General features: G+C 42.1%; 23 protein-coding genes. 16 read left to right on the top strand and 7 right to left on the bottom strand.

Annotation, left to right across the window (positions count from 1 at the left end; genetic code table 11):
• Window positions 1–440: 440 nt before the first annotated feature.
• Genes ACTG7L_RS09550 through ACTG7L_RS09570 form a run of 5 tightly spaced genes read right to left on the bottom strand, consistent with a single transcriptional unit; the run spans window position 441 to window position 6,027 of the window.
• Window positions 441–1,319 (bottom strand): hypothetical protein, encoded by an 879-nt coding sequence (locus ACTG7L_RS09550; RefSeq protein WP_439328345.1) that lies wholly within the window; start codon window positions 1,317–1,319, stop codon window positions 441–443.
• Window positions 1,320–1,372: 53 nt separating this feature from the next.
• Window positions 1,373–4,237: a valine--tRNA ligase gene (locus ACTG7L_RS09555; RefSeq protein ID WP_439328346.1), complete on the bottom strand. Its 2,865-nt coding sequence runs from the start codon at window positions 4,235–4,237 to the stop codon at window positions 1,373–1,375.
• Between the two features lie 25 nt (window positions 4,238–4,262).
• On the bottom strand, window positions 4,263–5,396 hold the full coding sequence (locus tag ACTG7L_RS09560) for a DUF4268 domain-containing protein (RefSeq protein ID WP_439328347.1): 1,134 nt from the start codon (window positions 5,394–5,396) through the stop codon (window positions 4,263–4,265).
• A gap of 21 nt (window positions 5,397–5,417) precedes the next feature.
• Window positions 5,418–5,585, bottom strand: coding sequence for a hypothetical protein (locus ACTG7L_RS09565; RefSeq protein ID WP_439328348.1), 168 nt, complete (start codon window positions 5,583–5,585; stop codon window positions 5,418–5,420).
• A gap of 1 nt (window position 5,586) precedes the next feature.
• On the bottom strand, window positions 5,587–6,027 hold the full coding sequence (locus ACTG7L_RS09570; RefSeq protein WP_439328349.1) for a DNA polymerase III subunit chi: 441 nt from the start codon (window positions 6,025–6,027) through the stop codon (window positions 5,587–5,589).
• Between the two features lie 135 nt (window positions 6,028–6,162).
• Here ACTG7L_RS09570 and queA point away from each other — a divergent pair, with 135 nt between their 5' ends.
• From queA to secF, 7 genes are all read left to right on the top strand, one after another.
• Entirely contained in the window at window positions 6,163–7,254 is a 1,092-nt protein-coding gene (queA, locus tag ACTG7L_RS09575) for a tRNA preQ1(34) S-adenosylmethionine ribosyltransferase-isomerase QueA (RefSeq protein WP_439328350.1), read from the top strand.
• Between the two features lie 639 nt (window positions 7,255–7,893).
• Window positions 7,894–9,045 carry a tRNA guanosine(34) transglycosylase Tgt gene (tgt, locus tag ACTG7L_RS09580; RefSeq protein ID WP_439328351.1) on the top strand — a complete coding sequence of 384 codons (1,152 nt, stop codon included), beginning with the start codon at window positions 7,894–7,896 and terminating at the stop codon, window positions 9,043–9,045.
• The gene (locus tag ACTG7L_RS09585; RefSeq protein WP_439328352.1) at window positions 9,038–9,550 is read left to right on the top strand and encodes a hemerythrin domain-containing protein; all 513 of its coding nucleotides are present in this window, start codon (window positions 9,038–9,040) and stop codon (window positions 9,548–9,550) included. The genes tgt and ACTG7L_RS09585 overlap by 8 nt, the downstream gene beginning before the upstream one ends.
• A complete protein-coding gene (locus ACTG7L_RS09590) occupies window positions 9,551–9,775 on the top strand; it encodes a sulfurtransferase TusA family protein (protein WP_439328353.1) in 225 nt (74 codons plus the stop codon).
• A gap of 80 nt (window positions 9,776–9,855) precedes the next feature.
• Window positions 9,856–10,155, top strand: a complete 300-nt coding sequence (gene yajC, locus ACTG7L_RS09595; RefSeq protein WP_439256755.1) for a preprotein translocase subunit YajC — start codon at window positions 9,856–9,858, stop codon at window positions 10,153–10,155.
• Window positions 10,156–10,177: 22 nt separating this feature from the next.
• A complete protein-coding gene (gene secD / locus ACTG7L_RS09600; protein ID WP_439328354.1) occupies window positions 10,178–12,028 on the top strand; it encodes a protein translocase subunit SecD in 1,851 nt (616 codons plus the stop codon).
• A 15-nt stretch (window positions 12,029–12,043) separates the two neighbouring features.
• Window positions 12,044–13,003, top strand: a complete 960-nt coding sequence (gene secF / locus ACTG7L_RS09605) for a protein translocase subunit SecF (RefSeq protein WP_439328355.1) — start codon at window positions 12,044–12,046, stop codon at window positions 13,001–13,003.
• Window positions 13,004–13,074: 71 nt separating this feature from the next.
• Here secF and radA read toward each other — a convergent pair whose 3' ends face one another.
• Both radA and ACTG7L_RS09615 read right to left on the bottom strand, forming a co-directional pair.
• On the bottom strand, window positions 13,075–14,454 hold the full coding sequence (gene radA, locus ACTG7L_RS09610) for a DNA repair protein RadA (protein ID WP_439256752.1): 1,380 nt from the start codon (window positions 14,452–14,454) through the stop codon (window positions 13,075–13,077).
• Between the two features lies 1 nt (window position 14,455).
• A complete protein-coding gene (locus ACTG7L_RS09615; RefSeq protein WP_439328356.1) occupies window positions 14,456–15,505 on the bottom strand; it encodes a CYTH domain-containing protein in 1,050 nt (349 codons plus the stop codon).
• Window positions 15,506–15,627: 122 nt separating this feature from the next.
• Here ACTG7L_RS09615 and ACTG7L_RS09620 point away from each other — a divergent pair, with 122 nt between their 5' ends.
• The 9 genes from ACTG7L_RS09620 to pdxY all read left to right on the top strand — a co-directional run bounded on the left by ACTG7L_RS09620 (window position 15,628) and on the right by pdxY (window position 24,304).
• Window positions 15,628–16,308 (top strand): TIGR00153 family protein, encoded by a 681-nt coding sequence (locus tag ACTG7L_RS09620; RefSeq protein ID WP_439240754.1) that lies wholly within the window; start codon window positions 15,628–15,630, stop codon window positions 16,306–16,308.
• A gap of 21 nt (window positions 16,309–16,329) precedes the next feature.
• Window positions 16,330–17,592: an inorganic phosphate transporter gene (locus ACTG7L_RS09625; protein ID WP_439240756.1), complete on the top strand. Its 1,263-nt coding sequence runs from the start codon at window positions 16,330–16,332 to the stop codon at window positions 17,590–17,592.
• Window positions 17,593–17,655: 63 nt separating this feature from the next.
• On the top strand, window positions 17,656–18,264 hold the full coding sequence (locus ACTG7L_RS09630; RefSeq protein WP_439328357.1) for a TIGR04211 family SH3 domain-containing protein: 609 nt from the start codon (window positions 17,656–17,658) through the stop codon (window positions 18,262–18,264).
• A 55-nt stretch (window positions 18,265–18,319) separates the two neighbouring features.
• On the top strand, window positions 18,320–19,567 hold the full coding sequence (locus ACTG7L_RS09635) for a multifunctional CCA addition/repair protein (RefSeq protein WP_439328358.1): 1,248 nt from the start codon (window positions 18,320–18,322) through the stop codon (window positions 19,565–19,567).
• Window positions 19,568–19,677: 110 nt separating this feature from the next.
• Window positions 19,678–20,307: a lipoprotein insertase outer membrane protein LolB gene (gene lolB / locus ACTG7L_RS09640; RefSeq protein ID WP_439328382.1), complete on the top strand. Its 630-nt coding sequence runs from the start codon at window positions 19,678–19,680 to the stop codon at window positions 20,305–20,307.
• Window positions 20,307–21,215 (top strand): 4-(cytidine 5'-diphospho)-2-C-methyl-D-erythritol kinase, encoded by a 909-nt coding sequence (gene ispE / locus ACTG7L_RS09645; protein WP_439328359.1) that lies wholly within the window; start codon window positions 20,307–20,309, stop codon window positions 21,213–21,215. The genes lolB and ispE overlap by 1 nt, the downstream gene beginning before the upstream one ends.
• A 38-nt stretch (window positions 21,216–21,253) precedes the next feature.
• Entirely contained in the window at window positions 21,254–22,201 is a 948-nt protein-coding gene (locus ACTG7L_RS09650) for a ribose-phosphate pyrophosphokinase (RefSeq protein WP_439240765.1), read from the top strand.
• A gap of 180 nt (window positions 22,202–22,381) precedes the next feature.
• A complete protein-coding gene (gene accA / locus ACTG7L_RS09655) occupies window positions 22,382–23,335 on the top strand; it encodes an acetyl-CoA carboxylase carboxyl transferase subunit alpha (protein ID WP_439328360.1) in 954 nt (317 codons plus the stop codon).
• A gap of 108 nt (window positions 23,336–23,443) precedes the next feature.
• Complete coding sequence (pdxY, locus tag ACTG7L_RS09660; RefSeq protein WP_439328361.1) at window positions 23,444–24,304, top strand: pyridoxal kinase PdxY; 861 nt, start codon at window positions 23,444–23,446, stop codon at window positions 24,302–24,304.
• Window positions 24,305–24,356 lie beyond the last annotated feature (52 nt).

A 24,356-nucleotide genomic window follows, 5' to 3' on the forward strand; every position in this document is an offset into this window, starting at 1 on the left:
CCTAAACTGAGAAAAAACTGTTTTTTCATTTTCATATCATGATCCTGTTGTAAAAATAAAAAGAAAGGATGTGAAAAAGGATCAAATTCCCCAAATCACGTCCGAGATTATAATTTATATACTGTAAAAAAAAATACTATTTTACACCGCACTTCGCATTTTTTCGGACAAAAAGGAGCTTATTTTTTGGATCACAAGAGATTAGGGCTTGTGGACTACTCCATAGACGAAACAAATATGCCGGCATTGTGTTTGATCAAGTTGAAAACCGTATGCAGAAGATTAAAGCGGTGAGGATCGCCAATTTTGGCTGATAAAGAATAGAAAAGAAAGTCAAGGTTAATGCTGGGCTGCACTCTAAAAGTTAGATTGCTCCCAACCAAGTAAAGTGCAGATTTTTATGACTAAATACGACCGAACTAAATCAAGTCTTTAAATTTCTAGCTTAACCAATTTTTTATCACATCAATCACTTCAAATAAACTCAATGCAGATATAATACCACCAAACCATGCGATTTTTTTATTTCTTGATTTGTCTAATATTTGTTCATTTTTCTGCTCAGTATAGCTTAAAATTTGATGCACTTGAGCTAATTGAGAGGTAATTTCTTTGTTTTTTTGTTCAAGATGATAGGCTTCTCGCACATCTTGCCAAGCTCGAAACGTTGCATAACGAGAAAATTCAATGGGATTATAAAAATAATAACTGGCATTAAATATTGACGCATCAGAATAAAGTTGATCTAATTCGCTCGTATTATCTGATTTAGCCAAAACCCGAGAAAGTTCTTCATTAATTTGTTGCAAAGCATAATAATAGGCTAATCCTAACATAACCAAAAAGAGCTGACGACAAGATTGTTTCAAACTTTGTGGATATTTTTCTAATAAAGCCATGCCACGACCATCAATAATCCGCCATTCATTAGGTAATTCTTTTAAACTTTCAGGTTTTAATGTTTCAGATCCTCGAATAAACCAAGAAATATTTTTAAGCAATTCTACATCGATCTGTTTAATTTCAGTTGCAATCACCACTTTACCCAAGCAAGGATATTTACATTCAGGTAACTGCTTTTTATTACCAAATAACTGAGTTTCAGAACAAAGCACTTTACTTTCTAATGTTTGAGAAAATCGACTTCCTTTAAAAAAAGTCACTTTCATATTAAAAAAATCTTCTGACTGCTCTATTAATGTAGAATCTTTCAAAATGGGATTTAAAAATGAAATATTCTCGCCACACAACATTAAATGCGGTTGGGGCGACAGAACTGTATTTTCTCGACTAATAGTTAAAAAATAAATATCTTTCATAACATCATTTCCTAATATAAAAATATCCCCTTATTCAATAGGATATTGATCAATTAAAGGGATTCAATTTCTGCTTGCTGGCTCACCAACTTCGCAATACCCTCTTGATACCCTTGCATTTTCTCCCTTTCTTTCGCAATCACTTGCTCCGGCGCTTTTGCCACAAAGGCTTGGTTAGAAAGTTTGGCTTCAATGCGTGCGACTTCGCCGTTGAGTTTTTCAATCTCTTTGGCAAGACGGGCGAGTTCGGCTTCTTTGTTGATAAAGCCTGCCATTGGCACGAGCAATTCGGTTTTGCCGACTAGTTTTGCAACCGATAATGGGGCTTTTTCACCGTCTGCTAACACTTTTACATCGTCCAACTTAGCTAAGGCTTTCAAAGTGCGGTCATTTTTTTGCAAGGTTTTGCAATTTTCTGCATCCACATTTCTGAGCAATAAATCCAAGCCTTTGCTTGGGGCGATGTTGCTTTCGGCACGGATATTACGCACTGCCACGATGATTTCTTTTAAGAATTCAATCTCTTTTTCGGCTTGTGCGTCAAGTTGGCTTTCGTTTACTTTCGGGAACGGTTGCAACATAATGGTTTCGCCTGTTACCCCTGCGAAGCCTTTCACTTTTTGCCAAATTTCTTCGGTGATAAATGGCATAATCGGGTGAGCAAGGCGAAGTAGTTGCTCAAGCACGTTCACTAAGGTTTGGCTTGCACCACGAATTTGGGCAGCTGTGCCATTAGCAAACACAGGTTTGGTGAGTTCCAAATACCAGTCGCAGAACTGATTCCAAGTGAAGTCGTAAATGGCATTTGCGGCTAAATCAAAACGGTATTGACTGAGTGCGGTGCGGAACTCGTTCACGGTGCGGTTGAAGGTGGAAATAATCCAGCGATCCGCAACGCTTAATTCGGTTTCCCCTGCCGATAAATCTAGCTTGTCGTTGGTAAGAACAAAACGGCTACCGTTCCACAATTTGTTGCAGAAATTGCGGTAGCCTTCAAGGCGTTTCATATCCCAGTTAATATCACGTCCGTTGCTCGCCAAGGCTGCCAAAGTAAAACGCAATGCGTCTGTGCCGTGTGGGGCGATGCCGTCTGCGAACTCTTTTTTGGTCGCTTTGGCGATTTTTTCCGCCAGTTGCGGCTGCATCATATTGCCAGTGCGTTTTTCAAGCAAATCTTCCAGAGAAATGCCGTCAATCATATCAATCGGGTCAAGCACGTTACCTTTCGATTTGGACATTTTTTGACCTTGTTCATCACGAATCAAGCCCGTAACGTACACGGTTTTGAACGGCACTTGCGGTTTGCCATTTTCGTCTTTGATAAAGTGCATTGTGAACATAATCATTCGTGCAACCCAGAAGAAAATGATGTCAAAGCCCGTAATCAACACGTCCGTTGGGTGATACATTCGCAACTCTTTGGTTTGCTCTGGCCAGCCAAGGGTTGAGAACGTCCACAAGCCCGATGAGAACCAAGTGTCCAACACATCTTCATCTTGTTTTAAGGCAAGATCCGCAGGCAAATTGTGCTTCGCCCGCACTTCTTCTTCGGAGCGAGCCACATACACATTGCCCGCTTCATCATACCACGCAGGAATACGGTGTCCCCACCAAAGTTGGCGAGAAATACACCAGTCCTGAATATCACGCATCCACGAGAAATACAGATTTTCATACTGTTTCGGCACAAATTGAATTTCGCCATCTTCAACGGCTTTAGTCGCCACTTCCGCCAGCGGTTTCACGCTTACATACCACTGATCGGTCAGCATCGGCTCAATCGGCACGCCGCCACGGTCGCCATAAGGTACTTTGAGATCGTGCGGTTTGATCTCTTCTAAAAGTCCGAGTGCTTCAAAATCGGCGACCACTTTTTTGCGAGCCACAAAACGCTCTAAGCCTTGATAATCAGCAGGAATAAGTGCGGTGTAATTTTCCAAAATTTTTCCGTCTGAACCGACAATTTCCGCTTCTGCACGAATATCCGCATTCAAGGTCATCACATTGACCATCGGCAAATTATGGCGTTTGCCCACCTCGTAGTCGTTGAAGTCGTGGGCTGGGGTGATTTTCACGCAACCAGTACCGAACTCACGATCCACATAATCGTCCGCTACAATCGGAATTTCACGGTTTGCCAGCGGTAAAATCACCGACTTACCGATAAGCGATTGATAACGCTCATCTTCAGGGTGAACCGCCACCGCCGTATCACCGAGTACGGTTTCAGGACGAGTGGTCGCCACCACCAAATAATCCTTGCCTTCAGCAGTTTTCGCTCCATTCGCTAACGGATAGCGGAAATGCCACAACGAGCCTTTGCTCTCTTTGTTTTCCACTTCCAAATCAGAAATGGCGGTGTGCAATTTTGGATCCCAGTTCACAAGGCGTTTGCCACGATAAATCAGCCCTTCTTCGTGCAAACGCACAAACACTTCTTTCACCGCATTAGAAAGACCTTCGTCCATTGTAAAACGCTCACGATCCCAGTCGATCGAGTTGCCCAAACGGCGCATTTGCTGGCTAATCGTCCCACCCGAATAGGCTTTCCAGTCCCAAATTTTGTTGATAAAGGCTTCACGCCCATAATCGTGGCGAGTTTTGCCTTCTTCCGCCGCAATCTTACGTTCCACCACCATTTGGGTCGCAATGCCTGCGTGATCCGTCCCTGTCTGCCACAGCGTATTATTGCCTTCCATACGGTTAAAACGGATTAGCGTATCCATTAAAGTTTGCTGGAAAGCATGCCCCATATGCAACGAACCTGTTACATTCGGTGGCGGAATGGCAATACAGTAGCCTTTTTGGCTCTCATCTTCGCTTGGTTTAAAATACCCTTGTTCTTCCCAGTGGCGATACAAGGCTTGTTCTACCGCAGACGGCTCAAAGCGGTCTGCCATTTGAAGGTTTTGTGTCATTTAGTTTTTCTCTTTGTTTAAATTCTCAATCAATTTGTTTTTTAACCTTTTCTAAATAATCTTTAAAGGTGTTTTCTAGTTTTTTAACCATATCATAATGCCAATGAATAGCTTCATTCCACTTATCTCTATCATCTTTATCAAATTTTCTAGAAAATGAAATTCTGCAAGCATTCTTATTATCTAGTCTATCCCAATTTAATTTATCACCGAATTTATCGTCAATCTCATTTTTATAATTATACAAAAAATCATACACTTTTTTGTTATAGGATTTATCTTTAGCAAGATATAATTCTGCACGAAGTTCATTTTTTAGTATTACAAGAGCATAAGTAATACCTGAAAGTCCTGCATTTACAGAAATCCAGTGATCTTTAGAACCACTTCTATTGCTTACCAATGAATATTTTTCATCACGACAAAATTCAAGAAAACTTCTCCAATACTCAGAATTAATATTTTCATTAGAAGCTCTAATTTCTTTGGATTTCTTTTCTTCCTTTCCTTTATCTGATAAGCTAACTAAATATTTTTCTGTTTCTGAAATTGGAATTATTTTATCTATATCAATAATAATTTCATTTTTGAACTCATAAGGTGTTATCTTTACACACTGAATATCAATCCCATTTCCGCGTAACCATAACACTGTACTGGTAACTTCTGAACTAAATTCTTTTGAAACTAAAATGATTCTTTGACTATATCCTACATTTAAATCAATTTCATCAAATTCTTTTTCATCAAAAAAATTGGTAATTAATTCTTCAGCTCTTTTTGTTTCATTTTTTGAATTCAAGTATGATTGATAAATATCAATTATATTTTGCTTACTAAATGTAGAACAATAGGACGCATATTTAATTGCTTGTAATGCAACATCTTTTCCACTGTTGTCTCTTTTATTTTCAATAATTACAAGATTTCCTTTTCTATCAATTGCTAATAAATCTAATCTTTCATTAGTTTTGTCAAAATTATAAAATTCTTTCTGAATAATAAGTAACTTTTCATCTTCACCTAAAATATTAGATAAAATTTCTGGTTGCTTATCTATCCATTCCTGAATATCATATCTTTCTTTTAAATGTTGTTCTGCAAAAGTAGTTTCTTCAATTTTTTCCAAATGCTTTTCATTTTTATTTAGTATATACATATAAAACCTTATGAAAATAAATTATTCTGCATATTCAATTACAACTTCTCTGCCGTCAGGATAATGTCGCACAATATCACCCTTTTCATTTTCAAAAGTCAGGATTTCGTGCTTTTTCTTCTCGTCCATCCACGCTTTCCATAAAATCAGCATATCGTTGTGTTTTTTGAGTAGTTCTTCTTTGGTCATTTTATTCCACCATCTCCATCTGCCACCCCATTTGCCGATATTGCTTATACCGCTCTCGTGCCACGGCTTTTTGTGCTTCATCCACTGGCACAAAATCAATCACTTGATTAAACGCAGACACATAATCGGGAATACTCTGTTGTAAATTAATCAACACATCTCGCCGTTGGGCGTTGCGTTTGCCGATCCAACTGATTTCGATTGGCGTGGCGAAATTGGTGACTTCACCGGATAAATTGTGCGGTACAAATTGCTCGGGATCTCTTGCCCATAGGGCTTCGTCTAAATCTAAGGCTTGTTGTTCGGTTTCACAAGCAATCAATACACGCTTTCCTTGTCGCCATAATTGAGCGGATAAATCACAAGCTAACGCCATCTCGCCTGACAGGGTATTTGGCGATAACGTCGGTTTGATGAGATAAAATTTAGCGATTTTCGGCATTGGCAATCTTGTTTTTACATTGGAATTAAACGTCTAATTCTAACGAAAAAATGCTAATAAATAAAGGTTTTTACTTGTACTTCGTGGAAAATCGCAATAGACTATCGCACATTTCAACAATCTCTTATTTGAATTATGCTGGTATCCGATTTTTATTTTGATTTACCCGATGAGTTAATCGCTCGCTACCCTACCCTAAACCGTACGGCTAGCCGTTTGTTGCAATTAGACGGTGAAAATGGGGAAATTTCGCACCGCACTTTTGCGGATGTATTAGATTTAGTCAACGCAGGCGATCTGTTAGTTTTTAACAATACTCGGGTTATCCCTGCTCGCATGTTTGGACGTAAAGCCAGTGGGGGAAAATTGGAAGTGTTAGTGGAACGTGTGTTGAGTGAAACCACGTTTTTAGCCCATGTTCGAGCTAGCAAAGCACCCAAAGACGGAACTGTGTTGATTTTGGGTGAAGATAAATTGGGTGAAAATCAGGGCGTTCAAGTGAACATGCTCGGGCGTCAAGGGGCGTTGTTTGAACTGGAAATAGCCGATAAAAACACCGCAGTTTTAGATGTTCTTAATCAAATTGGGCATATGCCATTGCCGCCTTATATTGATCGTCCAGATGAAAATGCGGACAAAGAGCGTTATCAGACGGTATATAATAAAGTCCCCGGTGCGGTGGCAGCACCGACTGCTGGCTTGCATTTTGATGATGAATTATTGGCAAAATTAAAGGCCAAAGGGGTCAATTTTGCCTTTGTGACGTTGCACGTCGGGGCGGGGACGTTTCAGCCTGTTCGGGTGGAAAAGATTGAAGATCATCATATGCACGCTGAATATGTGGAAGTGCCGCAAGAGGTGGTAGATGCCGTGTTAGCCACGAAAGCCAATGGTAAGCGTGTGATTGCGGTGGGGACAACTTCCGTGCGTTCGTTGGAAAGCGCGGCGTTATTTGCGGAAGAAAAAGGTTGTTCGCAGATTATTGCGCCGTATTTTTCTGATACGTCGATTTTTATTTACCCTGGGAAGAAATTTCGGGTGGTGGATAGTTTGATTACGAATTTTCATTTGCCGGAAAGTACGTTGATTATGTTGGTGTCGGCGTTTGCGGGGTATGAGAATGTGATGAATGCGTATAAGATGGCGGTGGAAAATCGGTATCGGTTTTTTAGTTATGGGGATGCGATGTTTATCACGAAGAATAATGATATTGGGACGTTAAAATAGAATTTTTTTAATGTTCAAATCGGGTTTCGCCCGATGGGCGACCGTACTTTCTTTTGCTTGTGCAAAAGAAAGTAGGCAAAGAAAAGCACACCCCAACTTTGCCTTGTTTCCTGAAAATACTTTAATTTGCTTAACGGAAAATGGCTGAACTCGCTACGCTCAAACAGACGCCATTTTCCTACAAATTAAAGTATTTTCAGGCGGCAAACATGGGGACCCCATGGGAGAAATTATAAAGTGCGGTGGAAAAATTGAGGAATACCTAGTACTTGCGTACTAGGTTAAGCATGGTAACGCAACTCCGTAGCTTAAAAAACATCTATTTTTTAACCGCACTTTTGTTACGCTCGGTCAAAAATTGGGGCCCCGTCTGAACCGCCTGAGCGTTTTGGTATTTTTAGCTAAATTTTGCATGTCTGAGCGAAGCGAGTTCAAAATTTAGCGTAAAGAAAATACCAAATAAGCTCAGAAAAGCGGTGAAGTCGGGGTGTGTTTCTTTTTGCTTACTTTTTCTTTGCACAAGCAAAGAAAAAGTAAGTCGCCATCGGCGAAACCCGATATTAACAAAACACAACTTTATAAAAAAACAATTTTAAACAAAAAAATCACCATCGAACTGTTTATTCGAAAAGGAAAACTATGAAATTTAACTTAAAAAAAACAAACGGCCCTGCCCGCCGTGGCGAAATGACGTTTAACCGCCCAAGCGGCGAATTCACCGTCCAAACCCCCGCTTTTATGCCCGTCGGCACCTACGGCACAGTAAAGGGTATGACCCCAGAAGAAGTCCGTGCCACCGGTGCAGAAATTTTACTCGGTAATACCTTTCATCTCTGGTTACGCCCTGGGCAGGAAGTCATGCGGAAACACGGCGATTTGCATGATTTTATGCAATGGCATAGACCAATTTTAACCGATAGCGGTGGTTTCCAAGTATTCAGCTTAGGCAAACTTCGCAAAATCAAAGAAGAAGGCGTGCATTTCCAAAATCCGATCAGCGGTGAAAAGATTTTTTTATCCCCTGAAAAATCCATGGAGATTCAATACGATCTCGGATCCGATATTGTGATGATTTTTGATGAATGTACACCTTATCCTGCCACCTTTGATTATGCTAAAAACTCCATGGAAATGTCGTTACGTTGGGCGAAACGAAGCCGTCAGCGGTTTGATGAATTGGAAAACAAAAATGCGTTATTTGGTATTGTGCAAGGCGGTACTTTTGAGGAATTACGTAAAATTTCCGTGGACGGTTTAGTCAACATTGGTTTTGACGGCTATGCGGTAGGCGGTTTAGCCGTGGGTGAACCGAAAGAAGAAATGCACCGTATTTTGGAATTTGTCAATCCATTGTTGCCACAAGATAAACCTCGTTATTTAATGGGCGTGGGTAAACCGGAAGATTTAGTCGAGGGTGTTCGTCGTGGGATTGATATGTTCGATTGCGTCATGCCGACGCGTAACGCACGGAATGGGCATTTGTTTGTATCAAACGGCATTGTGAAAATTCGTAATGCCAAATATCGTGATGATACCACCACGCTCGATCCTGAATGTGATTGCTATACGTGCAAGCATTACACCAAATCCTATTTATATCATTTGGATAAGTGCGGTGAAATTTTGGGGGCAAGACTGAATACCATTCATAATTTACGTTATTATCAACGTTTAATGGAGCAAATCCGCACCGCCATTGAACAAGATCGCTTTGAGGATTTTGTGCTGGAATTTTATGCTAAAATCGGCAAAGAGGTGCCACCTTTACAAAGAGAAAAACAACATGATTAATTTAGAACCACAACAATTTGTCAGTTGGGAACAGCCTATTGAGATGTTATATGCTTGTCATGGACGAGTGAAAAATTTCTGTTCACAACTGAACATTTTGCCCGATTATTTAGCAAAAAATGGGGTAAATCAAGCGGTCAAAAATGATGTGCAGCAGATTTTAAATTATTTTAATATCGCCGCACCGTTACATCATGATGATGAAGAAAACGATTTTTTTCCAGTGGTGGCAAAATATCACGCTCACTCACAACAAACCATTGATGAATTAGAACGTCAGCATTTTATTTTGCATGATAACTGGCATAAGTTGTCTATTCAATTAACCGAACTCATTCAAGATAAGCGAGATCATATTGATACCGAATTGATTGCTAATTTTATTGCCGGTTATGATGTGCATATTGCCTTGGAAGAACCGTTATTTGCTTTAGGCAAAGACTGTATTTCTGAGGCTGAATTGGAAAGTATGGGAAAAGTGATGGCAGCTCGCCGTAAACTGTAAATGGATTATCAATTAGATTTACGTCAATATAGCTGTCCATTGCCGGTGTTAATGGCGAAAAAAGCCCTTGATAATTTACCGAACAACACCATATTAACCATAATGCTAAATGAACAAAGTGCGGTGCAAGATTTTGAACTTTTATGCCAACAGCAAGGCTATCAGTTGATTTCTTGGCAAAAATTCACCGCACTTGATTGGCAAATCATCATTCGGAAAAGTTAGCACACTAGCTTTTCCCTTGATCTTATGCTATTTTATGCACCTTAATTTTATTCTATTTATCAACAAAAAAGGAAAACAACATGGAAGCACAACAAGGCAGTCCAATGTCAATGATTATTATCTTTGCGATTTTCGGTTTAATCTTCTATTTTATGATTTACCGCCCACAAGCAAAACGTAATAAAGAACATAAGGCCTTAATGGAATCCTTAGCGAAAGGGTCTGAAATCTTAACCTCTGGTGGCTTGATCGGTAAAATTACCAAATTATCTGAAAATTCCGATGAAGTGGTGATTGCCTTAAACCCAACCAATGAAGTCACCATTAAACGTAGCTTTATTGTGGCTGTGTTACCAAAAGGTTCAATCAAATCTCTTTAATTTCATAAAAAGGTATTAACCGATGTTAAACCGTTTCCCTTTATGGAAGAATCTAATGGTGATCTTTATGATCGCCATTGGTGCTTTATACGCACTTCCAAATATTTACGGCGAAGATCCGGCCGTGCAAATCTCGGGTACACGTGGTCAGCAAGCCAGTGAAACCACATTAAGTGAAGTTCAAAGCCTACTGATCAGTAATCATCTTCAACCCAAATCCATTTTGTTAGAAAACGGCTCCATTTTGGCACGTTTTAATAATACGAATAATCAGCTATTAGCCAAAGATAAAATTGCTGAAAAATTAGGTAATCAATACTCTACCGCCTTAAACTTGGCGCCCTCCACCCCCACTTGGTTAAGCAGTATTGGGGGCAACCCAATGAAATGGGGTTTAGACTTACGAGGTGGGGTTCGCTTTTTGATGGAAGTGGATATGAATACCGCATTAAGCAAACGCCAAGAACAGTTGCAAGACAGTTTACGCAGTGAATTACGTAAAGAAAAAATTCAATATAGTGCGGTGAAAAATGGAGAGAATTTTAGTACATTGCTCACCATTACCAAACCTGAACAACTTTTTGCTGCCAAACAGCTGATTCGTAAGCAGCATACCAATTTAACCGTCAATGAAGTGAGCGATAGCACCCTTGCGTTAGCCTTATCAGACAGCGCCCTTATTGAGGCGCGTGATCATGCCATTGAGCAGAACTTAAGCATTTTGCGTAAACGTGTGGAAGAATTAGGCGTGGCCGAGGCGGTGATTCAACGCCAAGGTGCCGAACGTATTGTGGTGGAATTGCCCGGCATTCAAGATACGGCACGTGCGAAAGAATTATTGGGCGCCACGGCGACCTTAGAATTCCGTATGGTAAATGGTAATGTTAGCCCTGAGGCTCTGGCGCGTGGCATTGTGCCGTCAGATACGGAAATTCAGTTAAACCGTCACGGTCAACCGGTGGCGTTATATCGTAAAGCGGTGTTAGGTGGTGAGCATATTACCAATGCTACCTCGGGTTTAGATCATAATACCTCGACCCCCCAAGTGAGCGTGAGTTTAGACAGTGAGGGCGGTGAAATCATGGCCAACACCACCAAACTCAACCTCAAAAAACCCATGGCGACCTTATATGTGGAATATAAAGACAACGGCAAAAAAGACGAAAATGGCAAAACCATTTTAGAAAAAAATGCCGAAGTCATTAACGTAGCCACCATTCAAGGCCGTTTTGGTAGCCAATTCCAAATTACTGGTATTGATAGCCCTGCAGAGGCCAAAAATCTTTCGGTACTACTCCGTTCTGGTGCATTAATTGCGCCGATTCAAATTGTAGAAGAACGTACCGTCGGTCCATCATTAGGCGCACAAAATGTGGAACAAGGTTTAACTGCTGGCCTTTGGGGCTTGGTAATTGTGATTATCTTCTGTTTAGTGTTCTATAAACTATTCGGTTTCATTGCGAGCCTTGCGCTTTGTGCCAATATGATTTTAGTGGTCGGTTTAATGTCGTTAATCCCCGGTGTAACCTTAACCATGCCCGGAATTGCTGGGATTATTCTGTCAGTCGGGATGTCGGTGGACGCAAACGTATTGATCTTTGAACGGATTAAAGAAGAAATACGTAATGGTCGTCCAATTCAGCAAGCAATTCACGAGGGTTACAACGGTGCTTGGTCATCTATTTTTGACGCCAACTTAACCACGATTTTAACCTCTATCGTCTTGTATGCGGTGGGAACGGGTCCAGTAAAAGGCTTTGCGATTACCCTTGCATTAGGCGTGGCGATTTCTATGTTTACCGCCATTACCGGTACACGTATGCTGGTTAACTGGATTTACGGTGGCCGACGTGTTGAAAAATTATCTATTTAGTGCGGAGAAAATATTGTGAGTTTATCTAAACAAAAGCACGAATATCAAGGCATAGGCTTACCATTTAGCCTTATCCGTTTTATGAATTACCGCAAATTCGGTTATCTGTTCTCCTTATTGCTAACTGGATTCTGCATTTTCTGTCTGTTTACCAAAGGCCTTAACTGGGGCTTAGATTTTACTGGCGGTGTGGTAATTGATACCCACTTTTCACAGCCCGCTAATTTGGATCAAGTGCGTGCTACCTTAAGCAATAATGGTATTGCCAGTGCATTGGTGCAAACAACAGGGTCTACCAGTGATGTGATTATTCGTTTACCCGCAACCGCCAGTGACGCTCAAATTGGGACACAAATCAAAGAAATGATGACGGCGCTTGATCACAACATTGAAGTGAAATCTGTCGAGTTTGTTGGCCCAAATGTCGGTGAAGAATTAACCCAAGGCGCAATTTATGCCACTTTAGCCACATTAATCCTATTATTAGGTTATGTGGGAATGCGCTTTGAATGGCGTTTAGGGCTAGGTGGTATTCTTGCCCTTGCTCATGACGTGATTGTTACCCTTGGGGTGTTTTCATTCTTACAAATTGAAATTGATCTAACTTTCGTGGCAGCAATTCTCACCGTGGTGGGGTATTCCTTGAACGACAGTATCGTGGTGTTCGACCGTGTACGGGAGAACTTCCGCAAAATTCGTCGCATGAGTAGTCAAGAAGTGATTGATATTTCCTTGACCCAAACGCTATCAAGAACAATTATGACGTCATTAACCACGTTGTTTGTGGTATTCGCCTTATTATTCTTTGGTGGCGCAAGTATTTATAGTTTCTCTTTAGCCTTATTAATCGGTATCGGATTTGGGACTTATTCTTCTATTTTCGTGGCGATTGCTGTTGCTTATGATCTCGGTTTAGATCGTGAACATATGCAAATTAAAGTGGCGACAAGAGAAGAATTTGAAGAAGGGTTTTAATCAGATGATGTAGGGGCGTATTGCATACGCCTTTGCTCAATATCAGGGCGTATGCAATACGCCCCTACACATCACAAATTCTCCAACACCGCCAAGGCGTCCGCCAATTTCTTCACCGTGAAAACTTGCATATTTTTCACCGCACTTTTCGGCTTATTGGCAAAGGGGACAATCGCCCGTTTAAAACCATGTTTTGCCGCCTCACTAATACGCTCCTGACCACTTGGCACAGGGCGAATTTCGCCCGCCAGTCCCACTTCACCAAACACCACTAAATCCTGTGGCAATGGACGGTTTCGGAAACTGGAAATCAAGGCTAACAATAAGGCTAAATCCGCACTGGTTTCCGTCACTTTGACACCGCCCACCACATTGACAAACACATCCTGATCGGACATTTGCAAGCCGCCATGGCGGTGTAATACGGCCAGCAATAGGGCAAGACGGTTTTGTTCTAAGCCCACGGCCACACGGCGGGGATTGGCTAACATAGAATGATCCACTAAGGCTTGAATTTCCACCAACAACGGACGTGTTCCCTCCCATAATACCATCACCGAGCTACCCGAAGTTAATTCATCACCACGGCTTAAAAAAATCGCCGAGGGGTTTTTCACTTCTTTTAAGCCCTGTTCCGTCATGGCAAAAACGCCTAACTCATTCACCGCCCCAAAACGATTTTTATGGCTACGCAAGGTGCGATAACGATTGTCTGACTCACCCTCTAATAAAATTGAGCAGTCAATACAATGCTCTAACACTTTCGGCCCCGCCAAGGTGCCGTCTTTGGTCACATGTCCCACCATAATAATGGCGACTTGACGGGTTTTCGCATAACGGGTTAAAAAGGAGGCGCATTCACGCACTTGTGCCACTGAACCGGGGCTAGATTGAATATCCGCCAAGTGCATGACTTGAATGGAATCCACCACGATAATTTGCGGTTTCAGTTGATCAGCCAAACTACAAATTTGCTCCACCGAGGTTTCCGACAACATTTTTAACTGATCCGCTGGCAAGCCTAAACGGTTCGCCCGCATGGCTACCTGCTGCAAACTTTCTTCACCGGTCACATAAAGTGCGGTCATATTTTGCGCTAAACCACACATCACTTGCAATAATAAGGTGGATTTTCCCGCCCCCGGATGACCACCGATTAAAATCGCCGAGCCAGGGACAATGCCACCACCTAGCACACGATCCAGTTCATGAAAGCCACTGGAAAACCTTGGCGTTTCTTGTAAACTGATTTCCGCCAACGTTTGAATTTTCGCTTGGGTTTCGCCCGCATAGCCACTAAAACGATCCCCTTTTGGGGTGGATTTTGCCGAAACTAAACGGACTTCACTGATGGTATTCCAAGATTTACAGGCCGAACATTGCCCTTGCCAACGGGCAAATTCTGCCCCACAATCATTACATACATAAGCGGTTTTGGGTGCTTTTGCCATACTAATTCACCATGCTAATTAAGGCGAGCATACGTTTCAGGTATTGCCCTTGAAAGAATAATTCATTTAATTTTTTCATTGCTAACGCATTATCTTTGCTTTCACTATGCAACTGAATAATCTGACGAATTTGTGCAAATAAATACTGATGTGCGTCGATCACCTCTAACACAATGCTTTCGTCCACATAAGCCGTTTCTTGCTGTGCTAACACCTGTTGGAGCAAATAGCCGTGATCCGTATAATAATGATACAGATTAAAAAAGGCACCGATACGTTCTACGGTCTGAATAAAGGTTTGCGCAAAAAAAGCCGAGCCTAATTGTAAAGTTTCTTCAATTAATTGTTGTTCATAACCTAACAGTGCGGTCAAAATTTGCGCAGGATTTTCCGCCGTTTGCTCGGTGTGTAAAAAATCACGCCATGCGTCAATCCAATCTCTCGGTGGCGGGCATTTCCCTTGTGCCAGTTGATAACCACGTTTGGCTTTACTGAGCGAACTTAATCGGACACCGTTCACAAAACTTAAATTGGCCACAAAAGTGAATAAATCCGCTAATGCGCCATTTTTTAATTCAAATTCAATTTCACAAATCGGCTCAACTTGTCCATTGGCCTTGATTTCACCGCGATCCAACGCCACTTCAATTTCGGTATGTTGACCACATTCGATTAACCACCACTGACGAGTAAAATCCGTGCTAAAAATCGGGCGGAGTTCAAGTGGCTCGGGCAAGGATAAGTTCGCTATATCTTGCAACAAGGTGACATTCGGTTCAGCAGAATTTAGTGGGAAATTATACTCTGGACGAACATGTAGCCCCCCTGTCACTTTTCCATTGGTTTTTAGGGTTTGGGTAAACTGCTGATTTTCCGACCGCACTCTTAGCCCCATTTTATGCCGTGCAAAATAATGATCCGCCGTATCATAATAGGTATTGGCTAAAAAGATCTGTGCTTGTTGCAATAAGCGGAAATCACTCAACAACTGTGAAAACTGCTCGGCTATCTCAGCGGTGACGGCTAATTTCAATTCGATTTCATTCGACATGCTAACGTCCTTAATAAGTAAAAATCAGGGGTATTATAGAGCTTTTTTCATTTATAGCGTGAATTTTTCGCCCATATAAGGTAATATGCACCCAATTTTATGTTATCTATTTGGAGTTTTCTATGGCAATTAACAATATTCTCGGTTTATTTGCGCATTCCCCGTTAAAACCGTTACAACAGCATTCGGATAAAGTGACCGAGGCTTGTAGTTTATTGATTCCTTTTTTTGAGGCCACCTTTAACAACGAATGGGAACAATCTGAGCAAATTCGCTTACAAATTTCCGAAACGGAACGCCAAGCGGATACGCTAAAACGTGAAATCCGCTTAAAATTGCCACGTGGTTTATTTTTACCTATCGACCGTACCGATTTATTAGAACTTGTCACCCAACAAGATAAATTAGCCAATTATGCCAAAGATATTGCCGGCCGTATGGTGGGGCGTCAATTTGGTATTCCTGAAAGCCTACAACAAGATTTTATGGATTTTCTTTGTCGTAGTTTAGACGCCACGGTGCAAGCACACAATGTGATCAGAGAAATGGATCAATTATTAGAAACGGGTTTTAAAGGACGTGAGCTCAAATTTGTCAACGATATGATCAATGAACTTGATATTATTGAAGATGATACTGATCAAATGCAAATTAAGTTGCGCCGCATGTTACGTCAAATTGAATCCAACTATAATCCCATTGATGTGATGTTCTTATACAAAATTTTTGAATGGGTTGGCGTATTAGCCGATCAAGCGCAACGTGTCGGTTCTCGTATTGAACTGATGTTAGCACGCTCGTAATAATCACATAGGAGATTGACTATGGACGTATTACAACATTACGGTACCATCCTGATTATCATTACCGCCGCTTTTGCCTTTTTTATGGCTTTTGGGGTGGGGGCAAACGACGTCTCAAATGCCATGGGGACTTCCGTGGGATCTGGCACCATTAATGCGAAACAAGCGATTATTATTGCATTAATCTTTGAATGTGCCGGGGCTTATTTAGCCGGCGGTGAAGTGACGGAAACCATTAAAAGTGGCATTATCTATCCAACGAATTTTATCAATGCACCAGATACCTTGGTGTTAGGCATGATGTCTGCCCTATTTGCCTCGGGTTCTTGGTTGCTCATTGCCTCTCGTTGGGGTTGGCCAGTGTCCACCACTCACTCTATTATCGGGGCTGTGATTGGTTTTGCTTGCATTACAGCAGGTACGCATTCCGTTAAATGGAGTGCAATCGGTGGCATTGTGGGCAGTTGGTTTATCACCCCCGTGATTGCTGGCGTATTAGCCTATGGGATTTTCTTTGTTATCCAAAAACTGATTTTTGACACCGAAAAGCCGTTACATAACGCACAAAAATTCGGCCCGTATTTTATGGGATTAACGGTATTTATTTTGGTGATTGTAACCGTAGCCAAAGGGCTAAAACATATTGGATTAGACTTAACCACCCGAGAAACCATCCTGATTTCATTAGGCATTAGTTTTGTCTCTGTGGTCATCAGTTATTTCTATTTCCGCAGTAAACGCTTTATCAAAAAAGCCCGCAGTGGTGTGTTTGGCGGGGTTGAACGGGTATTTAGTATTCTGATGTTAATGACCGCCTGTGCCATGGCTTTTGCCCATGGTTCAAATGATGTAGCCAACGCCATTGGCCCGTTGGCGGCCGTCGTGACCATTGTAGAAAACGGTGGCAATATTATGGCTAGCGCCCCGATGGCGTGGTGGGTGTTACCGCTAGGTGCAGCGGGCATTGCAGCAGGTTTAGTGGTCATGGGTTACAAAGTCATGGCAACCATTGGCACAGGGATTACGGATTTAACCCCAAGCCGTGGTTTTGCGGCGCAGTTTGCCACCGCTGCCACCGTGGTCGTGGCGTCAGGCACAGGTTTACCGATTTCCACAACCCAAACCTTAGTGGGGGCGGTGTTGGGTATCGGATTAGCTCGAGGTATTGCGGCATTAAATTTAAATGTGATTCGTAATATTATTGCCTCTTGGATTGTGACGCTCCCAGCAGGTGCTTTTTTCGCCATTATTATTTATTTTATTTTGGATCTTATTTTCCGCTAAAAGGAGAAAAAGTGCGGTTAAAATCACCGCACTTTTCCAGTATTTATTCAGGAGATTGATGACATGCAAAAACGATTAAAAGGACTTTTTGCCTCGCTTTTATGCGTGGCCACCATTCAAGTTGCGCAGGCAGAAACCCAATATGTCACCGAAAATTTGCACACGTTTTTACGCAAAGGCGCTGGCGATAATTTTAAAATTTCCGGTTCCATTCAAGCGGGTGAAGCGGTAAATATTTTGGATCGCAAAGAACGCTATACTTTGATCCGTGACAATAAAAACCGTGAGGGCTGGATTTTAAGTAGTGAATTAAGTTCAACACCAAGCGCAAAAAATGAAAATCCGCAGTTAAAAGCAAAAGTACAGGATTTAACCTTAAAGCTGAATAATCTGGATAAAGACTGGCAACAGCGTACGGTAGAAATGCAGCGCCGAGCAAGCGACAGCGACCAACGTAGTAGCCAATTATTAGAGGAAAATTCCCAACTTAAACGTGAATTAGAAATCACCAAAAATAAAAACCGTGATTTAGAAGCCTTATTGGATGCGGGTAAACGTGAAATTGCGATTCAGTGGTTTATTTATGGTGGCTCGGTATTGGGCGTGGGATTATTACTCGGCTTAATCATTCCACTGATTTTACCAAAACGTCGCCGTCGTGATGGGTGGTAAAACCCTCACCCTCGCCCTCTCCCAGAGGGAGAGGGGATTTTTTTGAAAGGAAAATATGCAAGTTTATTTAGTTGGTGGGGCGGTTCGGGATCAACTGCTCAATTTACCCGTTAAAGATCGAGATTGGTTGGTTGTCGGCACCACGCCCGAACAGCTTATTCAACAAGGCTATCAACAAGTCGGTCATGATTTTCCTGTTTTCCTGCACCCTAAAAGCAAAGAAGAATACGCACTTGCTCGCACCGAACGCAAATCAGGTTCGGGTTATACCGGCTTTATCTGCGATTTTTCACCGGAAATTACCCTTGAACAAGATTTAATCCGCCGTGATTTAACCATCAATGCCATTGCGCAAGACGAACAAGGCCAGTTGCACGATCCTTTTGGTGGCATTCAAGATATCAAGCAACGCATTTTACGCCATATTTCGCCGGCCTTTGCTGAAGATCCCTTGCGTGTTTTACGTGTCGCTCGCTTTGCCGCTCGTTTTCATGCGTTGGGTTTTACCATTGCTCCTGAAACCTTGCAATTAATGCAACAACTTACTGTACAAGGCGAGCTTGCCCATTTAACCGCTGAACGCATTTGGTTAGAAACCGAAAAAGCCTTGAATGAAAAAAATCCTGAGATCTATTTTGATACCTTGCGACAAGTTGGGGCGTTGCCCCTGTTATTTCCCGAACTGGCTGCCCTTGATGGCGTGCCGAATCCACCACAACATCATCCTGAAATAGACAGTTTTATTCATACCATGTTGGTGTTGCAACAAGCTACCCTACTCACCGAGCAAACCGAACAAAATAAAACGGCGGTACGTTTTGCCACACTTTGTCATGATTTCGGCAAAGCACACACGCCCCCCGACAACTGGCCACATCATCATGGCCACGAACGGCTAGGCATTTCGCCCACTCGCCAACTTTGTAAACGCCTAAAAGTGCCTCTAGCTTATCAAGAATTAGCCGAATTAACTTGCGAATACCATACCCATATTCATAAGGCCTTTGAGTTGCGAGCTAACACCATTGTTAAATTGTTTAATCAATTTGATGCGTGGCGCAAACCGCAACGTTTTGTGGCGTTTCTCACCGTCTGCATGGCCGACAGCCGTGGCCGTACAGGATTTGAACAGCGTGACTATCCACAAAAAGACTATGTCTGGCAACTTTATCAAACCGCCTTGCAAGTGGATGTGCAGCAAGTGATTCAAGACGGTTTTGAAAAGCAAGGCATTCGAGAGGAATTAACCCGACGCAGAATCATGGCGGTCAAGCAGGAAATAGAGAAAGCAAAAAATGGCTAAAGATCACATTTTCTGACATAAAACCCCAATCACTAAACAAAAAATGAATTTTGACTTCAATCTTAGAACAAGGTAAAATAGCCCTTGATTTTTTCAGCGTACATTTTAATATGAAACTCAAACAATTATCGCTCATTGTGTTGTCTGCCCTGTTATTTACCGGCTGTTCGAGCCTAGACATTAACGAACAACGCCCCACAGACATCAAAACCATCAGCAAAACCGATCAAATCTGGCAACAACATTTAAGCCAACTCAAACAAATTCAACGCTACCAAGCCCAAGGTCAATTAGGTTATATCAGCGCAAAAGAACGTTTTTCCAGCCGTTTTGAATGGCAATATGTGAATCCCAAAAACTACACCTTAAAACTTTACTCGACTATCAGTGCCAGCAGTTTAACCTTGCAAATGCACAATGCGGGTATGACGATTTCTGATAACAAAGGTAATCAACGCTCTGAACAAGATGCGAAATCTTTAGTCAAAGACATTGTGGGGATGGACGTGCCATTAGCACAGTTGGCCACGTGGTTAAAAGGTCAGCCTGATGAAAAAGCCGAATATCAAGTGGGCGAAAATCACTATTTATCGAGCTTTAGCTACCCAGTGGATGGCATTATCTGGACAGCGGATTATTTAGTGTATCATCAGGATCGCACGCCGGCATTACCGAAAGATATTTTGCTGAAAAATGCCACGCAAACCTTAAAAATTCGAGTAGATAATTGGGCTTTATAATGAAAAATTCCCCTTTTTCAACCGCACTTTCCGACTTATCAACGATACCACAGGGAAACCCTATCCGTTTCCCTAGCCCAGCCAAACTCAATCTGTTTTTATATATTAATCATAAACGGGCCGACGGCTACCATGAATTACAAACCCTGTTTCAATTTTTAGATTACGGCGACGAGTTAGAAATTGCCGTTCGAGAAGATGGGCAAATTTGCTTAACGCCTGCCTTTGCCGACTTAAAACCCGAAGATAATTTAATTTACCGAGCAGCGATTGCCTTACAACAACAAACGCAAACGCCTTTCGGTGCGACAATTCATGTAGATAAAATCCTGCCAATGGGCGGCGGTGTTGGCGGTGGTTCGTCTAATGCGGCCACCACCTTAGTGGCATTAAATTATTTATGGCAAACGGGGCTGACGCAACAGCAATTAATGGATATTGGGGTGAAATTGGGGGCGGACGTGCCGATTTTTATTGCGGGAAAATCGGCCGTGGCGGAGGGTGTCGGGGAAAAAATGACCTATTGTGAACCTGCCGAAAAATGGTATTTGGTGTTAAAACCTGACTTAGCCATTTCCACCGCCAAGGTTTTTTGCGATCCCGATCTGACTCGCAATACGCCGAAAAAGGCCATTTCCCAACTATTACATGATCCATATCATAATGATTGTGAAAAAATTGTGCGAAATCACTATCCGATTATTGATGAACTTATCGCTTGGTTGCTACAATATGCACCAGCAAGATTAACTGGAACGGGGGCATGTGTGTTTGCTGAATTTGACAGCGAACAGGCCGCCCAAGCAATTTATCAGCTCAAACCAGCCCAATTTACTGGTTTTGTAGCAAAAGGTTGTAATAGGTCGCCTTTAGCGCTATTACTTGATCAACTTGAACGACAGAATTAAATTTTCTTCCATTATCATAACCCTGAGGTCAAATTAAAATGCCTGATATTAAACTCTTTGCTGGTAATGCAACACCAGAACTTGCACAACGCATTTCCGAACGTCTTTATACGTCTTTAGGTGATGCCACCGTTGGACGTTTTAGCGATGGCGAAATTCAAGTGCAAATCAATGAAAACGTCCGTGGTAGCGATGTGTTTATTATCCAATCCACTTGTGCGCCAACCAATGATAATTTAATGGAATTAATCGTAATGGTGGACGCCCTACGCCGTGCCTCTGCGGGTCGTATCACTGCCGTGATTCCTTATTTTGGCTATGCTCGTCAAGATCGTCGTGTCCGTTCTGCCCGTGTGCCGATTACGGCCAAAGTGGTGGCAGATTTCTTGTCTAGTGTGGGGGTTGACCGAGTGTTAACCTGTGATTTGCACGCCGAACAAATTCAAGGTTTCTTTGATGTGCCTGTGGATAACGTGTTTGGTTCGCCGGTGTTAATTCATGATATTTTGAAAAAAACCGACTTAGAAAGACCAATGGTCGTGTCGCCTGATATTGGTGGCGTGGTACGTGCCAGAGCGGTGGCGAAATTATTAAATGATGCGGATATGGCAATCATTGATAAACGTCGTCCAAAAGCCAACGTTTCCCAAGTCATGCACATTATCGGGGATGTGGCGGGTCGTGATTGTATTTTAGTGGATGACATGATCGACACGGGCGGTACCTTATGTAAAGCGGCTGAGGCCTTAAAAGAACGGGGGGCAAAACGTGTATTTGCTTATGCGACCCATGCGATTTTCTCTGGTAATGCGGTCAATAACTTTGCCAACAGTATTGTCGATGAAATTGTGGTCACTGACACCATTCCACTTAGCCCTGCGATTCAAGCCTTGGGCAAAGTCCGTGTGCTAACCTTGTCTGGTATGTTGTCTGAGGCGATTCGTCGTATTAGTAACGAAGAATCCATTTCAGCGATGTTTAACTAGTCCAATCTTGTTAAAAGCTACTTTCGGGTAGCTTTTTGTTTATCTTATCCCCTCTTACCACTGAAAAATTACTGCAATTTACCGCAAAAAAGCATACAATAGAACGCAAATTTGCATACCCATCAGAATATTGCTAAAGTGCGGTATGTTTTGTGCTAATTTCAATAGTTAGGAAAAAAAATGAGCCAAGAATATTTAGATTTTGAATTACCGATTGCCGAACTTGAAGCAAAAATTGAATCACTGCGTTCTGTATCCAGTGATGACAGTAGCATTAATCTGGATGATGAAATCAAACGCTTACAGAAAAAAAGCAAAGAACTCACCAAGAAAACCTTTGCCGATTTAGATGCTTGGCAAATTTCACGCATGTCACGTCACCCAAATCGTCCTTATACCTTGGATTATATTGAACATATTTTCACCGATTTTGAAGAGTTAGCCGGTGATCGTGCCTTTGCTAACGATAAAGCCATTGTGGGCGGATTAGCCCGTTTAGATGGCCGTCCCGTGATGGTGATTGGTCATCAAAAAGGCCGTTCCACCAAAGAAAAAGTCTTACGTAATTTCGGTATGCCAGCCCCAGAGGGCTATCGTAAAGCCTTGCGTTTAATGCAAATGGCTGAACGGTTTAACTTACCGATTATTACCTTTATTGATACCCCAGGGGCTTATCCGGGTGTTGGCGCTGAAGAACGTGGTCAAGCTGAGGCCATTGCTCGTAATCTGCGTGAAATGGCCTTGCTCACCGTGCCGGTGATTTGTACCGTGATTGGTGAGGGTGGCTCAGGTGGTGCCTTAGCCATTGGCGTGGGCGACAAAGTCAACATGTTGCAATACAGCACTTATTCGGTGATTTCACCTGAGGGCTGTGCCTCGATTTTATGGAAAAGTGCCGAAAAAGCCTCCACCGCGGCAGAGGCCATGGGCTTAACAGCGAAACGTTTAAAACAATTAGATTTAATTGATAATATCGTCAACGAACCGCTAGGTGGCGCACATCGTAATCATGTGGAAATGGCCAAAAATCTCAAAACACGCCTTTTAGAAGATTTAGCCGATTTAGACGTGCTAGATAAACAAGACTTATTGGATCGCCGTTATCAACGCTTGATGTCATACGGTTATTGCTGATCAGAAGACTGAAGACAGAGAACTGAAGACAGGAAAAAATTAAAAAGTGCGGTGAAAAATACCGCACTTTTCTATGATAAATTCAACATAATTAAGGGAATAAATTCAATGAAAAATGTACTTTCCATTCAATCTCATGTGGTGTTTGGGTATGCGGGGAATAAATCTGCCACCTTTCCAATGCAATTAAACGGCATTGATGTGTGGGCATTAAATACGGTGCAATTTTCCAACCATACCCAATATGGCAAATGGACTGGCATGGTGATTCCGAAAGAACAGATTGGTGAAATTGTCCAAGGTATTGATGACATTGGTGAACTGGCCAAATGTGATGCGGTGTATTCAGGTTATATCGGTTCTGCAGAACAGGTTGATGAAATCATTAAGGCTTATCATAAAGTCAAAGCCATCAATCCAAACGCCTTATATTTATGCGATCCCGTCATGGGCAACCCTGAAAAAGGCTGCGTGGTGGCAGGCGGTGTGAAAGAGGGCTTAATCAACATTGCCATTCCACAAGCGGATATTATTACCCCGAATTTGCTTGAATTACGTGAATTAAGCGGTTTGCCTGTCAACAATATTGAACAAGCCATCACCGCAGTTAAACACCTCTTAAGCAAAGGCCCGAAAATCGTGATTGTCAAACATTTAGGTGAGGCAGGGCGAGATACAAACCAATTTGAAATGTTAATGGGGACACAACATGGGGTATGGAGCCTCATTCGTCCGCTCTATCCGTTCGCCAAGCACCCCGTTGGCGTGGGCGATTTAACGGCGAGCTTATTCTTAGCGAATTTACTCAATGGCCATGATGAATTGGCGGCCTTTGAGCGCATGGGCAATGCGGTGCATGATGTGATGAAAATCACCCATGATGTCAATTCCTATGAATTGCAACTGATTGAGGCACGTCATGTGATTATGAACCCTGTTTCAAGCTATCAAGCAGAAAAAATTGCTTAAGCCTCCCCTCACCCTAACCCTCTCCCATAGGGAGAGGGAACGAGAGAAATGA

Origin of the sequence: Lonepinella sp. BR2357 (genome assembly GCF_051851525.1) — a bacterium.
GTDB lineage: Bacteria > Pseudomonadota > Gammaproteobacteria > Enterobacterales > Pasteurellaceae > Lonepinella.